Origin of the sequence: Microcoleus sp. OTE_8_concoct_300 (genome assembly GCF_031383065.1) — a bacterium.
Lineage (GTDB): Bacteria > Cyanobacteriota > Cyanobacteriia > Cyanobacteriales > Microcoleaceae > Microcoleus.
On record NZ_JANMZH010000205.1, the window covers coordinates 1 to 16,387 of the forward strand.

At 49.3% G+C, this 16,387-nt stretch carries 9 protein-coding genes and 2 pseudogenes; 6 read left to right on the plus strand and 5 right to left on the minus strand.

Annotated elements, in window-relative coordinates:
- From ACUVJL_RS10080 to ACUVJL_RS10095, 4 genes are all read left to right on the plus strand, one after another.
- Positions 1–2,185: filamentous hemagglutinin (locus tag ACUVJL_RS10080; protein ID WP_445245713.1), on the plus strand; the 2,185-nt coding region annotated here is incomplete at its 5' end.
- A 464-nt stretch (positions 2,186–2,649) separates the two neighbouring features.
- A complete protein-coding gene (locus ACUVJL_RS10085) occupies positions 2,650–5,517 on the plus strand; it encodes a two-partner secretion domain-containing protein (RefSeq protein WP_445245714.1) in 2,868 nt (955 codons plus the stop codon).
- A 65-nt stretch (positions 5,518–5,582) separates the two neighbouring features.
- Complete coding sequence (locus ACUVJL_RS10090) at positions 5,583–8,498, plus strand: two-partner secretion domain-containing protein (RefSeq protein WP_445245715.1); 2,916 nt, start codon at positions 5,583–5,585, stop codon at positions 8,496–8,498.
- A 125-nt stretch (positions 8,499–8,623) separates the two neighbouring features.
- Positions 8,624–11,239 (plus strand): CHAT domain-containing protein, encoded by a 2,616-nt coding sequence (locus tag ACUVJL_RS10095; RefSeq protein WP_445245716.1) that lies wholly within the window; start codon positions 8,624–8,626, stop codon positions 11,237–11,239.
- Between the two features lie 23 nt (positions 11,240–11,262).
- On the opposite strand, the gene ACUVJL_RS10100 is transcribed toward ACUVJL_RS10095, so the two are convergent.
- The 4 genes and pseudogenes from ACUVJL_RS10100 to ACUVJL_RS10115 form a co-directional block, all read right to left on the minus strand.
- Complete coding sequence (locus ACUVJL_RS10100; protein ID WP_445245717.1) at positions 11,263–11,403, minus strand: hypothetical protein; 141 nt, start codon at positions 11,401–11,403, stop codon at positions 11,263–11,265.
- Between the two features lie 45 nt (positions 11,404–11,448).
- A pseudogene (locus tag ACUVJL_RS10105) lies at positions 11,449–11,619 on the minus strand (zinc ribbon domain-containing protein); the annotation flags it as partial.
- Between the two features lie 29 nt (positions 11,620–11,648).
- The gene (locus ACUVJL_RS10110) at positions 11,649–12,155 is read right to left on the minus strand and encodes a transposase (protein ID WP_445245718.1); all 507 of its coding nucleotides are present in this window, start codon (positions 12,153–12,155) and stop codon (positions 11,649–11,651) included.
- Between the two features lie 292 nt (positions 12,156–12,447).
- The gene (locus ACUVJL_RS10115) at positions 12,448–12,834 is read right to left on the minus strand and encodes a hypothetical protein (protein ID WP_445245719.1); all 387 of its coding nucleotides are present in this window, start codon (positions 12,832–12,834) and stop codon (positions 12,448–12,450) included.
- Positions 12,835–13,239: 405 nt separating this feature from the next.
- Between ACUVJL_RS10115 and cruF the strand changes: the two genes are divergently transcribed.
- Together cruF and cruG are read left to right on the plus strand one after the other, a co-directional pair.
- Positions 13,240–14,181 carry a gamma-carotene 1'-hydroxylase CruF gene (gene cruF, locus ACUVJL_RS10120; protein WP_445245720.1) on the plus strand — a complete coding sequence of 314 codons (942 nt, stop codon included), beginning with the start codon at positions 13,240–13,242 and terminating at the stop codon, positions 14,179–14,181.
- A gap of 486 nt (positions 14,182–14,667) precedes the next feature.
- Positions 14,668–15,879 carry a 2'-O-glycosyltransferase CruG gene (gene cruG, locus ACUVJL_RS10125; protein WP_445245721.1) on the plus strand — a complete coding sequence of 404 codons (1,212 nt, stop codon included), beginning with the start codon at positions 14,668–14,670 and terminating at the stop codon, positions 15,877–15,879.
- Positions 15,880–16,194: 315 nt separating this feature from the next.
- On the opposite strand, the pseudogene ACUVJL_RS10130 reads toward cruG, so the two are convergent.
- Positions 16,195–16,387 (minus strand): annotated as a pseudogene (locus ACUVJL_RS10130) (calcium-binding protein); the annotation flags it as partial.

Consider the following 16,387-nt stretch of genomic DNA (forward strand, 5'->3'; position numbering starts at 1 on the left):
TGTGGCAAGTCCAGGTGTGGTAAGCTTCAACATCACGCCCCTAGGATTAGGTTTAGACTATACAAATGTTGCCAAGTTGGGCAATATAGAATTATCCGGTTTATCCTCGGTGATAGCTAGCGGGCCGGGGGGAGGCGCGATCGCACTGCGATCGGGAAACGTGACATTGCGCGATCGCTCGAGCCTAGTATCCGATACGATCGGAAGCATGGACGGCCGCGGCATCAAAATCGAAGCAGCACGATTTAGCCTTTTAGATCGAGCCTTTGTCGCCTCAACCACTAGCGGCAGCGGAGCCGGAGGCCCGATCGAGATCCGAACCGCCGAGAATATAGAACTCAAGGGAATAGGATTTGAAAACTTTCGGCGACGGATTCTCGATCCTGGTGCAGCACAAGAGCCGCCAGATATCGCTGATCGCCAAAGCAGCATCACTACGGGAACTTTGGGTGTCGGCAGAGCCGGGGAGATCGCCCTCGACACCAAACGATTAACTATCCGAGACGGATCGGCAATACTCAACCCGACCTACAGTACGGGAGAGGGCGGCGACGTGACAATTAGAGCCTCAGAATCGGTAGAAATCAACGCCGGGGGGCTGTTCACCACAACTTTTGACAGCGCAAATGCAGGCAGTATCACTATCGAAACCGGTCAACTGAGTGTCACCGACGGAGCCCTCGTCTCGCCCTCGACTTTTGGTGCCGGCAACAGCGGAAATCTGATCGTGAGAGCTTCTGACTCGGTAATAGTAGCGAGACAACGATCGGATAGCCCCCTGAATACGACTCTAGTAACTAACAGTATTGGTGGCACGGGAAGGGCAGGAAACATCGAAATTAACACCCGCTCCCTGCGCGTAGAAGCAGGGGCTAGGATCTATTCTTCGAGCGGGCTGTACCTAGGAGGAAGGCTGATTACGGGGGGGCCCGGCGGAAACATCACCGTCAACGCCTCAGAGTCGGTGGAACTGATCAGCCCCGCAGCGGGATCCATTCCTTCCCCAAGTGCGATCGCTGCGGGAACGGTTGGGAGCGGCAAAGGCGGGGATGTGACGTTGAACACCAGACGGTTGATCGTGCGAGACGGAGGAGCTATCCTAGCCTCAACTCTGGGTGCGGCACAAGGGGGAAATGTGACTGTCACCGCGGACGAATCCGTGGAAATAGCCGGCGTTACCACAGACGGCTTTCCCAGCGCCATCGTCACAGGTTCGGGAGATTTGCCGACCCTGACTTTGTTGGGGCTGCAACCTGCATCTGGTGCGGCGGGAAGCTTGAGCATTGCGGCGGGCCGGTTGAGTGTGCGAGACGGCGCACTGGTTAGCGTCAAGAGTTATGGAACCGGGGCGGCTGGCAGCATTAATGTTGTCGCTGATTCGATCGCCCTCAACACCAAAGGCACCATTGACGGCACGAGTGTATCGGGTACCGGGGCTAATATTAACTTGCAAGCGCGAGACATCCAATTGCGCCGCAACAGCCGAATTACCACCGATGCGCGTGCTGGCGAAGGCGGCAACATCACCCTCAACAGCGATATCCTAGTGGGGCTCAACAATAGCGACATCACGGCCAACGCCAAGAGCGCTGCGGGCGGCCGCGTTAATGTCAATGTCCCGAATATCTTGGGCTTTGCAGCAGCGAGCCGCGAACAGGTGAAAGGCAGGTTGGGGCTGAGTGACGCTCAATTTGCAGCGTTGCAAGTAAGTCCTACATCTGAGCTTAATAGCAGCGACATCGCCGCTATTTCCCAAAGTAGCGGCCCGGCTTTGCAAGGTACTGTTACATTTAGTGCTTCCGGCGTCAATCCCGCTCAAGGTTTAGTGGAACTACCGCAAAATATTGTCGCTCCGGCTGCTTTAATTGCGGCAAATCCCTGCACGAAAGGGACCGAGAGCGCATTTACCGTCACTGGCAAAGGAGGAGTGCCACCCAGTCCTCATGATACCCTCAGCAGCCCTCGAACGGGGTGGACGTGGGTGGAAGAGGCAGTTCCTTCGGCAACGAACAATGTACCGGATGTAACGGATCAACCGCAGAGGGAAATCCCGGATCGGGAAGTTGTTCCGGCTCGCGGTTGGGTGGTGAATGCTCAAGGAGAAGTTATGCTTGTGGCAAATCAAGTTGCCGGTCAATTGGACGATCGCACGAGGAATCCTTTATCGGTTTGTGTGCCCCGATGACCTGAAAATAGCAACTGCTTTAAAATTAGTCGCTTTTGTCACCTAACAAAAGGTTAATTATGGTTTTCCAAGATATCTACTTCTGGCTCAGCAAAATTAACGAACTAAAAAAGCGATACAAATACTATACAGAAGTTTTCACTGCTCGGAAATACAGTAGGAACCAAGCAGTGCCAAGGTGTGACAACTTAACGTCAAACCGACCGTCTCTGTTGTTTGTATCGAAGTCTCGATACCCCCTAACCTCGCTTATTCAGCGGGGGACAATAAATCTTCTCAAACTCGCCCGAATCCAGGGGAATTTAGGGGGATATAGACTCGAATACAAGCGACATTTATTAGGGGTTAGGCTCTTAAGTGGTCAGGCCTTGGGACTGCCGTTTCGCTCCCCGATATCTGTAGTTCACTCTACAGAAAATCCCTCGATTCCAGGCTCGATTTACCTTTTAGTTTTGAGTTGCTATTTGTGCCTTTTTCCCGTAGGTGCGATCGCCCAAATCATCCCAGATAATACCCTGGGGCCGGAAAGTTCGCGAACAGTTCCCGATATTATCAACAACTTACCCTCAGATAGAATCACTGGCGGCGCAATTCGCGGCGTTAACCTTTTTCACAGTTTCGGCGAATTTAACATAGGTGAAGGGCGGGGAGCATATTTTGGCAATCCCAGGGGAATTACCAACATCTTCACCCGCGTTACGGGGGGAAAATCATCAAATATTTTAGGAACTCTGGGGGTTTTAGGCAACGGCAACTTATTTTTAATTAACCCAAAAGGGATTGTCTTTGGGCCGAATGCTAGGTTAGATTTGCGCGGTTCGTTTATCGGTTCAACGGCAGACAGTATTGTGTTTAATAACGGCGTTGAATTCAGCAGCACAAACCTGCAAACATCCCCGCTGTTAACCGTTAATATTCCCGCTGGTTTAAGATTTCGGGAGAATCCGGGTGCAATTGTCAATCAATCGACTGCTTTAGGAAAGCTAAACCTCCCAGCCTCTGCTGTGCCAATTCCGATTAGCGATCAAGTTGGTTTAGCAGTAGACCACGGTCAAACTTTAGCACTCATTGGCGGCGACCTCCAACTCCAAGGCGGCAATTTAACCGCCAGCAGCGGACAAATTTTACTCGGTAGCACAGCCAGTCCCGGTTTAGTTAATTTTGCCCTAACTCCTGCTGTTGCTGAGCAGGGAAATTTCACTTTAAATTATGACAAAATTCAGAACTTCGGCAATATTCAAATATCCGATGGAACACTTATCAACACCAGCGGAATCGGTGGCGGTAGAGTAGAATTGAAAGGTGGAAATGTCACCATCAGCGGTGCGCGGATTTATGCGCTGACACTGGGAAATATTGAGGGTAGAGGTATCGATATCACCGCCCAAAAGTTGCGGGTGGAAAACGGCACACAATTTTCTACCCTGACTCTAGGAGATGGTGCAGGAGGCAATATTAACTTCCGCGCAGCTGATTCAGTAGAAATGACCGGGCTGGGAGTTGAGGGCTATCAACAGGTTGCAATTAAATATTTGGTATCGGGAACTATAGACCCCTTTGAGCCGCTAATTATGCTGTTTAATGCTAGTGCTGGTGCTGGTTCGGGGGGGAATATAACGATCGACACCGGACGCCTGCTCTTCAACAATGGGCTAGTAGGTAGCGGCATCACTTTTGGCGGTGGAAGGGGCGGAAATTTAATCATTCGCGCCAATACTTTTGAGATGGCGGGTTCTGGAATTAACAACGGGACAGCTAAAGAAAGTACCGGTGCCGGAGGAAGCATTAGTGTTGATGTGGCGAGATTAATTATGCGTGACGGTTCTCTTCTGAGTACGACGAGCTACAGCAGTGGCTCGTCGGGGAATATCAACATTAAAGCTGCAGAATCAGTAGAATTGTCTAACAGCGGCCCGAGAACAGTTGTGTCAACCGGAATTAGCACCCTGAGTATCGGTTCTAACGGTAGGGCGGGGAATATTAATGTCGATACCAAGCGGTTGACTCTCTCTGGGGGTTCTGCGTTTACAGTAGGAACGGGTGTGTTAATTGGCAGGTTTTTGTTTTCTCAGCATGGGGGGCCTGCTGGAAATTTAACAGTTAGGGCTACAGAATCAGTAGAAATTTCAGGTATTTCTCAAGTTTTGACCAGCGGAATTCAGAATGCTAGTGCGCTGAGTTCTGGAACTTTGAGCTCTAGTCGGGGCGGGGATATTCGCATTGATACGCCAAGCCTAACCGTGCGGGATGGGGGGGTAGTTTCTACGAGTTCTTTGGGGGTGGGAGATGTGGGGAATATTACTGTTAATGCCGATCGCATCGAGGTCAGCGGCAGCGGAAATAATGGTCTGTTTGTCAGTACAATTGATGCTTCGGTGGGCAAGATATTTGGTACTAATCCCAATGCTAGGGCAAATGCCGGTTCGTTGAATCTAAATGCCGATCGATTAATTGTCAGAAATGGAGCTACAGTGACGGTGCAGGCTACGGGAACCGGACGCGCTGGTAATATCAATATTGTCGCAAATTCGATCGCTCTTGATACCAAAGGTAGAATTGACGGCACAACTGTATCAGGTACAGGAGCAAATATTAACCTGCAAGCGCGAGACATCCAATTGCGCCGCAACAGCCGAATTACCACCGATGCAGGTACTTCTGACGGCGGCAATATCAACATCAACAGTGATATTCTAGTCGCCCTCCCGCAAGAAAACAGCGACATCACAGCCAACGCCCGCACAGCAGGCGGCGGCCGCGTGAATATCAATGTCCCCAATGTCTTCGGTTTTACAGCAGCGAGTCGCGAACAAGTCAGAAGCAGGTTGGGGCTGACGGACGCCCAATTTGCATCGTTGCAAGTAAGTCCTACATCTGAGCTTAACAGCAGCGACATCGCCGCCATTTCCCAAAGTGGCGGCCCGGCTTTGCAAGGGGCGGTAACATTTAGTTCTGTTGGAGTCAATCCCGTTCAAGGCTTAGTGGAACTGCCGCAAAATGTGGCCAATCCGGCTGCGTTAATTGCTGCAAATCCCTGCATCCAAGGGGCCGAGAACGAGTTTATTGTGACTGGGCGGGGGGGATTGCCACCGAGTCCTAACGATGTTCTCAGCAGCCCACAAGAATCGTTGCAGTGGGTGGAACCAGCGGTAGGTGGAAGTCAGCAAGTAGAAACTCCCCTACCATCCCGAGAAATTATGCCAACACTAATTATTCCTGCTCAAGGTTGGGTAATGGATGATCAAGGACAAGTAACGCTGGTAGTGTATAATTCAGGTGTTGGTGCATATATTCGCAGTCCGAAACCGACGGGTGTTTGCGTACCTCAATAGGTACTTTTCAGGTTTTAGATAACCCCGGGCTGTTTTACTAATATTAAATTAACCAGACTTAAAAAATGCCCCGCCAATCTGCGGCCCTATTTTTTGCCTTCTTACTGCTGTTTCCTTTCCCCGCCATCGCTCAAATTATCCCCGATAATAGCTTGGGCGCGGAAAGTTCGCGCACAGTTCCCGATACTATCAACAACTTACCCTCAGATAGAATCACTGGTGGCGCTATTCGTGGCGTTAACCTCTTTCACAGTTTCGGCGAATTCAACATAGGTGAAGGGCGGGGAGCATATTTTGAAAATCCCAGCGGAATTGCCAACATCTTCACCCGCGTTACGGGTGGCAACCCTTCTAATATTTTAGGAAATCTGGGAGTTTTGGGAAACAGTAACTTGTTTTTAATTAACCCAAAAGGGATTGTCTTCGGCCCGAATGCGCAGTTAGATTTGCGTGGTTCATTTGTCGGTTCCAGTGCATCGAGTGTTGTATTTAATAATGGCTTTGAATTTAGCAGCGCCAACCCGCAAACAGTACCATTGTTAGCGATTAATATTCCTGTGGGTTTAAGGTTTAGAGAGAATCCCGGCGCAATAATCAACGCTTCGAGTGTAACCCAAGTAATTGAAGACACAACAATCCCCGTAGGTTTAGCAGTACCTCCAGGTCAAACCTTAGCACTGGTAGGAGGAGATTTAATCTTTAATAATGGTTTTGCCAGTGCTTTTAGCGGGAACATTCAATTAGGAAGTGTGGCGAGTCCGGGTTTGGTAAGCTTCAACATCACGCCCCTAGGATTAGGTTTAGACTATACAAATGTTGCCAAGTTCGGCAGTATAGAATTATCCGGTTTATCCACCGTGATAGCTAGCGGGCCGGGGGGAGGCGCGATCTCGGCTAGGGGGGGAAATGTGACATTGCGCGATCAGGCTGCCTTCGTGTCCGAGACTATGGGCGATATTAACGGTCGCGACATCACTGTTGATGCAGCACAGTTAAGAATATTAGACGAAGCCTTGATTGCAACTGGTACTGCCGGGACGGGAGAGGGAGGAAATGTCACAGTCGGTGCTACTGACTCTGTAGAAATCAAGGGAATTGGATATGAGAACTTTCAGCGGGCTGTCCTCGAGGTCGGCACAACTGGAACGAGTAGCTTTTCAACTCGGCCAAGCGGCATAACAGTCGGGACAGCAGGCCCAGGAAGGGCGGGGAATATTGCAGTTGATACTAAGCAGCTAAGACTCGCAGAAGGGGCGATCGTCCTCAACCCGAGCTACGGATCGGGGAACGGAGGAAATATAGCAATTAAAGCTTCTGAATCAGTGGAGGTCAACGCATCCGGGGTGATCACCGCTGCTATTGATCGAGGAAATGGAGGCACTTTAACAATTGATACGGGGAAGCTGACTATCAGAAATGGGGGAGCTCTAGTAACCGCAAGTGTGGGTGCAGGCGAGGGAGGAAACTTAACTGTGAGAGCTTCCGAGCAGGTGATACTGAGAGAGAACCGGCTGGATAGTCCGTTGGGTACAGCAATCTCCACTAACAGTATTGCCGGTATTGCGGGTACGGGAAACGCGGGAAATATAGAAATTAATACACCCTCTGTGTTAATGGAAGGGGGAACGGCGATAACTTCTACCAGCGGGATTGCCACAAGAGATAGCGTGCTTCCTTCGGCCGGCCGGGGCGGAAATATTACCATCAATGCCACCGACTCTGTGAGAATAATTGGCACTAGCACAAGCGACAGTTTAGAGGAAGATCCCAATGCCTTCACTACATTGGCTGCGGGAACTGCTGGGGGCGGTGCGGGCGGGGATGTGAGGATTAACACCGGGCGATTGATTGTTCAAGGTAGCGCAAGCATAACAGCTTCTACTCTAGGGGCAGCACAGGCGGGAAACATCATTGTCAACGCTTCGGAGTCGGTGGAACTGCTTGGAACCAAAGGGAATTTGTCTACTTCCGGCATAGCGACTGCCTCTGGAGATTCTTTTCTGCAGGGGAGAGTCCAGCTTCCACCCCCCACAGGGGCAGCGGGAAACATCAGCATTTTCGCGCCAAGGTTGAGAATCGAAGAGGGGGCAACAATCAATGTCGGGAGTTTGGGCTCGGGAAGTGCGGGCAACATTAACGTTTTGGCAAATTCTATCCACCTTGACACCAAAGGTAGTATTGACGGCACGACTCAATCGGGTACAGGAGCAAATATTAACCTCGAAGCGCGAGATATCCAGTTACGCCGAGGTAGCAGAATTACTACGGATGCAGGTATTTCTGATGGTGGCAATATCAACATTAAAAGCGAGATTCTGGCTACTCTCCCCAAGGAAAATAGCGATATTACGGCTAATGCGCGATCGGCCCAAGGTGGTCGGGTTAATATCAATGTCCCTAATGTTTTCGGGTTTACAGCAGTCAGTCGTGAAGAGGTTCGACGTACTTTGGGATACACAGAGGCTGAATTTGGTGCTCTGGAACTAAGTCCTACTTCTCTAGTTCCTACCAGCGATATTGGGGCTATTTCCCAAAGTAGCAGCCCGGCTTTGCAAGGTACTGTAACATTTAGTTCTTCTGGGGTGAATCCCGCTCAAGGTTTAGTGGAACTGCCACAAAATGTGGTGAATCCGGCTGCGTTAATTGCTACAAATCCCTGCATCCAAGGAGCCGACAGCGAGTTTACGGCTACTGGGAAAGGAGGAGTGCCACCAAGTCCTAATGATGTTCTCAGCAGCGCTCGAACGCCGTGGGCGTGGGTGGAAGGGGAAGGAAGTTCGGCAAGGGGGAATGTACGGGATTTAACGGCTGTAAGCGATAGAGGGAAAAAGGAAAAAGGGGAAATTCGGGATCGGGAAGTTGTGGCCGCTCGCGGTTGGCTGGTGAATGCTCAAGGAGAAGTTACGCTTGTTGCATACAATCCGAGTAATGCTGCTGACGATCGCAATCCTCGACCGAGTTCTCTTTGTGTGCCCCGTTGACAAGAAATTTTTTAATCCCTAATTAACGTGGATAAACGGCGATAAATATTCGTGCTCATTGCCTTCCCACAGACCTCGATCTGGGACTCTCAATCAGATAAAAAATACAAGTGGTTGAATTCTATATGAAATTTACCCGATCGATCCGACAAGTAATTCTGTTATTTGTGATTTCCTGTCTCCTATCGGTTGCGATTCCTCCCGGAGTTGCTCAGGTTAATCCACCACCAGCCGTGCAGCTTGTCCGACAAGCTCGAACTCTTTACCAAGAGGAACGTTTTTCCGAAGCTGTACCGCTGTTGCAGCAAGCGGCGGCGGCGTTTGAGGCAAAAGGCGAAAATCTCGCTCGCGCCACAGCTTTGAGCAATTTAGCTGCAACCTACGGGCAATTGGCTCTTTGGGAAGAAGCAGAAAAAGCTGTAAATTCGAGTTTGTCGGCTGTGCGAACACAAGCCAAAACTCCCGAACAGCAGCGGATTTTGGCTGAAACTCTCAACATTCAAGGACAGTTGCAACTCGAACGGGGGCAGACTCAAGAGGCGATCGATAACTTTAACTTAAGCGCTAAAATTTTAGAGCAAATCGATCGCAAAACCCAACTTTTTCAAGTTCAAATTAATCAAAGTCGGGCTTGGCAAGCTCTCGGACTTTACCCCAGAGCTTGCAAAATTCTGTTAGCTTCTTTGAAGCTGGAAAACCAAACTTGCGAAGTTTCGACAGCGGGTTTGGAAACTGTGAAAAATGGGCCGATTTCCCTAGCTCAAGTCCAGGCAATTCATGCTTTAGGGCGGGTGCTGCGGGTTTTGGGACAACTGGAACGCTCCGAGGAATTGCTATCAGCGGGACTCGCAGCAGCCCAAAAATTAGGTGTGCGGGAAGAGGAGGCTGCAATTTATCTCAATCTGGGCAATACGGTACGGGCTCAAAGCAATAAACCGGGTTTGACACCCAAACAGCGGGCTGATTTGGAACGCTCGGCCCTAGACTATTATGCTCGATCTGCCCAGGGGATGCCGGATCGATCGCCCCTACAAATTCAGGCGAAGTTAAACCTATTGAGTTTGTTGATAGATCGCAAAAATTGGTCCGAGGCAGAGGTTTTTTGGCGTTCCCTCGAACCTCAAGTCGCTCAATTTGGGTCGAATCGCGTCGGACTTTACGCTCAAATTAATTTAGCTCAAAGCTTGATGAAATTAGCTCAGTCGCCTGCGAAAACTTTGAGTTTAAGCGATATAGAGAAAATCCTCGATCGCTCTCTCGAACCAGCAAACAGTTTGGGTGACAAACGAATACAAGCTTATATTCTGGCAGCTAAAGGCAAACTATCGGAAATCCAAAAGCAGTATCAGAAAGCGGAAACAGTCACAATTCAGGCTTTGAGTTTAGCACCGCCGTTTCAATCTCCCGATATTGCTTACCAATTGCTGTGGCAACTTGGACGGATTGGGAAAGCTCAGGGGAATATAGAAAAAGCGATCGCTCAATATACTCAAGCTGTGAATGTACTGTCTTCTCTGCGGGGCGATTTGGTGACAGTCAATCCTGAAGTGCAATTTTCGTTTCGGGAAAGTGCCGAACCGGTTTATCGGGAATTAGTCGGGCTGCTTTTGGAAGAGGAATCTCCCAGTCAAGCTAAGTTGAAACTGGCGCGCCAAACGGTGGAATCATTGCAGTTGGCGGAATTGGACAACTTTTTTCGGGATGCTTGCGCTGATGCTAAACCAACGTCGATCGAGGACATTGATCCTACAGCGGCCGTGATTTATCCGATTATTTTGAGCGATCGTTTGGAGGTAATTTTGTCAATTCCCGGCAAACCCCTGCGCCGCTACACTACTGTGAAGCCTCAAGCCGAGTTGGAAACTGCCTTCAGACTAGCCAAAAATGTCATCAGGCCTGCTGCTTTCCCCCGCAACAGGAGGCAACCCGTTGAACAGGTTTATAACTGGTTAATCCGTCCTGCAGAGGCGGATTTGACCGCCAACGGGATTAAAACTCTGGTATTTGTGCTCGACGGTTACTTGCGCAATCTGCCGATGGCGGTGCTGCACGACGGTGAAAAGTTTTTGGTAGAAAAATACAGTATTGCTTTGGCGCCAGGATTGCAATTGCTGGCACCGAAACCGCTGAGCAAAGTCAAGTTAAAAGTGCTCACCGCTGCCCTCTCGGAAGCGCGTCAAGGCTTCTCGGCTTTGCCGGGCGTGAAGGAGGAAGTTCAACAAATTGCAGCCGAGATGCCGGGGAGTTCGCTGCTGAATGAAGATTTTGTCAGCGGGCGGTTGCACGATCGCATTAAAGCGGTGCCTTACCCGATCGTCCATTTGGCAACTCACGGTCAGTTTAGCTCGAATGCGGCCGATACTTTTATTGTGACTTGGGACCAGAAAGTGAATGTTAAGGAGTTCGATCAACTGCTGCGATCCCGCAGTGGTGAGAGGCAACAGGCGATCGAACTTTTGGTTTTGAGTGCTTGCGAAACTGCTTCGGGCGATAACCGCGCGGCTTTGGGTTTGGCCGGGGCCGCCATTCGATCGGGTGCCCGCAGCACCGCCGCCACCCTTTGGCAAGTCAACGACGAATCTACAGCTATCTTTATGGCTGAGTTTTACCGGCAGCTTGCTTCTTCTAAAGTCAGCAAAGCTGAAGCCCTCCGCAACGCTCAATTAACGCTGCTGAAAAAGCGAGAGTATCAGAATCCGTATTTCTGGGCACCTTTCGTGCTAGTGGGCAATTGGCAGTAATTTATGTCAACTACCCCAACCTGCTACTTCGCGCTGACGCGCTTATCCGCGAGGTTGGGGCTTGCGTCTAAAGTCCACCGCAATTCCGAAAACCTTTGTAGAATTTCGGCTTTGGTTTCATCCTTCGACACATCAGGGGATGCTGACAAGACCCCCGTACTCATCCAGTCTTGCCGAACGAGCAACGTTCTAAGCGCAATATTTCTACTCCCCAACAAATCAGCGTGTAACTCATAGCCACAGCATTCGCACCGAAATAACAACCCTTTGTTGGGTCGATTAGCCTTGGAAGTATGCCCGCACTTTACGCAACTTTGGGACGTATAGTGAGCCGATACCTTGGTCGCTAAAGAGCCACTTAGATTAGCTTTATAGTCAATATATAGCCTTTCTCAGAAAGATGAGGTACTCATGGGCATAGGGCATAGGGCATAGGGCATAGGGCATAGGGCATAGGGCATACCTCACTTTTCTGAGAACCGCTATAGCTATGCAGTTGGGCAAATGACCATTTAGCCTTAATTCTGTTTGCTTTTCGCTGTTTCTTGCTTGCCCTTTTACCTGTTTTAGACTTAATTCTTTCCCGTATTCCGGTTAATGTTTCTAGTCCGATTAGGCTATTGGGCTTTGCTATTTGCTTGCTGATTTGGTGGTTCATATCAGCGATAAACCGTCTCTCTCTGCCAGATAAAGCGATAAGTCTACGCTTGGCTGACCGAGTGCCTTTACGCTGTAAAGTTTGTCTAGCTTTGTGATAGTGATTGGCTTGATGTCTAGCAGCCTTACCAGAATAGAACTTACATTTATTGCTAGAGTCGGTTTCTACCGCTAGATACCGTTGCCCTACATCCACCCCAGCAATTCTAGTTGTCTGAGTTGGGTCAATATTCGGTAGTTCTATTTCTAGGCTTACCATCAATTAATAAGTCTGAGAACCACGCTGGTAAACAATCTTAGCCGCACCAATCTTGGCGCAGCTTTTAATCAAGTTTATATGCTTGTTATAGCCATCGTAAGGTACAACAACTCAACCATTCAAGGTATTAATACTAACCTTTTGGTCAGGCTTAAATGAATAGTCGCGCTGATAGTTTAAGGTAACAGTAAGCGCCACATACTTAGGAGCTTGGTCTAGTCCCTTGTAACGTTTCTTGGCATGGCCTTTCTTAATCGCTTCAGCGTTTTGTTTAACCTTCGTCCACAGACTTTTATAGGTTGCAGCCACTTGTCTGGGGACATTGCAAGCCATTTGTGCCCCAAGCCCAAACCGAGTGCGTAACTCGTGATAGACAAGCTTTTGTAACGAGAGCACCGTTACTAGATTTATCGTTATCAAAAGCTGCATCAGAAGTGAAATTCAGTGCATCCCGATAAGCCAAGGCAGTCTCACGCACCGAGGCTTTCTGCTCAGTGGTGAGATTTAACTTCAGTTTGGCGGTGATGACCTGGTTCACTGTCTTCAACAAACTCGCTTCACCATTATCACTGTTGAAGCTATTACTGGCAAGCCTAGAACTGTTCGCCTCCTCACCCACTCCTCCCTTCCTCTGTTTGCCTTGCACACAATTGGTCGGGAGTGGGGTTCGTCGTCTCACCCGCATTCCTCCCCCACCTGCTACACTACGCGCCTTGCTGCCGATCGTCGCTTCGTTCCGCGAGGAAGGGGAATCCTGCGGTTTTTGGTTGAAGGCAGAAGCCAGAAGGATTTAGTTATCTAGCAGAGGTAACGGAGGCGTGTAACGGATATAACGGATATCCGTCCGAGGGAAGGAGGGGATTCGGCATTCGGCACGCCATGCAAGCAATCCCTCGCCAAAAAACCGGGTTTCTTAGAAAAATAAGGGGTTTAGCAACGAGGTAGTAAGTCAGAAACCGGATTTCTCGGCCCTGCGTGTAAGTTTGGGAAAAATGCCGATCGCGAGTTCGTGTTCGTTTTTTGTTAAAGATTTGTAAACTGTTAGGGAATGCTTTCTGCATCTAATATTTTTTCGAGGAGTCCCATGAAGCAACTTTTGATTGCTGAGCGCTTTTGCCTGATTGCCCACGTCTTGTCAATGGCTTTTGGATTGGCAGGGTTGCTGCTGATATTACCCCGTCCCGAATTGGTGATGAGTTTGCCACCAGCAGGGCAAACTCTATTCCAGTGGGGGATGGCTGGGGGTGGAGTAGTTTATATCATCTTTGGTGCTGCAGCGGTTGGTCTCTATTCCTTGCGGACGTTGGGTTTGGGTGCAACTCTGGGTTTTTTACTGCCTTCTGTGTTTTTGTCGTTGAGTAGCGAGTTGTTGGGAACGAGTACGGGTTTTCCCTTCGGCCACTACCACTATTTGAGCGGTTTGGGTTACAAAATTGCAGGGCTGGTGCCGTTTACAATTCCCCTGTCGTGGTTTTATCTGGGACTGGTTTCATACATAATTGCTCGCGCTGGAGTAGCTGGCGGTAAAGGTGAACTCAACTGGGTGCGCCAAATAGGGGCGATCGCCCTTGGTGCTTTGCTGCTAACAGCTTGGGATTTTGTATTAGATCCGGCGATGAGTCAAACTTCTGTGCCTTTTTGGGAGTTTGAGGAACTTGGGGCTTTCTTTGGGATGCCTTACCGCAATTTGGCTGGGTGGATGGGTACGGGGGCGCTATTTATGTCCTCTGCTGCTTTCTTCTGGAGAAAAATGCCGATTCAATTAGAGCGATCGGAATTGGGTTTGCCCTTAATTGTTTATTTGGTAAACTTTGCTTTCGGAGCAATTATCACTGTAACTTCCTTGGATTCTCGGTTCTGGTTCCCGACATCGCTAGCTGTGCTTCTGGGTGTAGTTCCGGCGATCGCGTTAAGCTGGATCGCTAAACCCCCTGCAGGTTACGTAACAGAAACAATGCCGTCTTTGGAGACATCTGCTGTCACGGCCCAAATTCCACCTCAGCCGGTGGGCGTTTTGCGGAAGTAAGTCGCGATCGAGCAACCCCGGCTGATTTAGCAAAAATTTACACTAAATTTTGAGCTAGTTTAAAAACCCGGTTTCTTGTAGAAACCGGGTTTTTCAGCGGCGATATTTTCATGTCCAATTCCTGTAATATGTTTGAGGCCAAAATTTTATTAAATTTTTTAAATTGATACCAGTTACAAAAAAAATGAACTGTAAATAAGCTCCCAACCCCTATCCCGTAAGTCATATCGTTTCCGGTTGCATCGGAATGATTTAACCGCAGAGGGCGCTCTTAACGCAGAGGGAGAGAATACAGAGATGAATAATTCCGATGCTACCGGATTTGATATCATATCATGTCCGGTCGATTACCCTTCATCAGGTAGGGGCTGGTAAACCTGCCAATATCTGCCAATAATTGACAATCTCAAAAACCCGCCCGGCCGGGATATTATGGTCAATCGATCGGAAATGATATCATTCCCAATTCTTCAATTCTTCAATAGTATGGTTTTCTCGATCGCCCCTCACCTGTTCCCCCAACCCCTGACAAGTATCATCCCTGTCGCACTCCTGCTGCTGCAATTGCCCGCCGCCGCAATTCTCCTGTCGCGTTTGATTAAAGGCCCATCGCGCATCCCGCCCCTGGATCCCGATTCGCCGACGCTGGATATGTTGGGTGCTTGTACTGCGGTGGTACCGACTTTGAACGAAGCCGATCGAATTTCCCCTTGTTTGGAAGGATTAAGCCACCAAAGTTACGAACTCCGAGAAGTGATTGTGGTGGACAGCTATTCCGTAGACGGAACCGGAGATTTAGTCAAAGCAGCAGCACAAAAAGACCCCCGGTTTCGCTTGATTAACGACGATCCGCTGCCGGCGGGTTGGGTAGGGCGTCCCTGGGCTTTGCACACGGGTTTTTTGGCAAGTTCCCAGAAGTGCGAGTGGATTTTGGGGATAGATGCGGATACTGTGCCGCATCCGGGTTTGATTGCGAGTTTGCTGAAGACGGCGGCGGCCCGAAATTACGATTTGATTTCGCTGTCGCCGCAGTTTATCCTCAAGTATCCGGGGGAGTTGTGGCTGCAACCTGCTTTGTTAATGACTTTGGTTTATCGGTTCGGGCCCACGGGCACTGGCGGGGATGTGCCGGAACGGGTGATGGCGAACGGTCAGTGTTTCTTGTGTAAGCGCGATGTTTTGGTGGCATTGGGGGGCTATGAAGTCGCGAGGGGTTCGTTTTGCGATGATGTGACTTTGGCTCGCTATGCGGCTGCTAAGGGCTTTAAGGTGGGATTTTTGGATGGGGCTAAGGTGTTGAAGGTGCGGATGTATGAGGGGGCGATCGAGACTTGGAATGAATGGGGTCGATCGCTCGATTTGAAAGATGCTGCTTCTGCCGGTCAAATTTGGGGCGATTTGTGGCTGTTGCTGGCGGTTCAAGGTTTGCCGGTGCCGATTGTGTTGTGCTATTTGTTGTTTGGTTCGCTGCCGCCGGTTGGTATATTTCCGCACTTTTGGCTGTTGGGATTGAATGTATTTTTGGTGGCAGTGCGTGAGGCTTTGTGTTTGGCGATCGCACCTTCCTACGATACAACTGGGGCATCGGGTAAATGGCTGTTTTGGCTGTCACCATTAGCCGATCCGTTGGCGTTTTTGCGAATTCTCATTTCTGCTTTAAATCAGCCTACTCAGTGGCGCGGCCGAAAGTATGAATAATATCATGTCCGGTCGATTACCCTGATTCCTGTAGGGGCGGGTTCACCAATAATATTTGTCAAAAATGGACAATCTCAAAAACCCGCCCCGGCAATTGTATTATGGGCGATCGATCGGACACGATATAATCGTTAAATTTTTGCTAAGCTGCTGTACATCTAATTCGACAGTCAATTTTTCTACAATTCTTGTGGGACGGGCATCTTGCCCGTCTCTGTATTCAATTTAGATGCGTAGCAGCTTACACCTTTTTAAATTAGTAGAAGTGCGATCGTCCTTTTGTATCGGATGGGCGATCGTACTTTTCATTTTTCCCTAAATCAACAGGAAATTAGCCGATGTAATCGCATTTGCACTCACTCCAATTATCACACCTAACTCCTCTCCTGTCAAGATATTCTTGATGATAGTTCCCTGATTATTTTGAGTAATTGCTAACTGACCAAAGCTCAAACCTCCGCTTAATCCTATCAAATCTTGACCGCTTGTAAAATCCGCAATAACATCA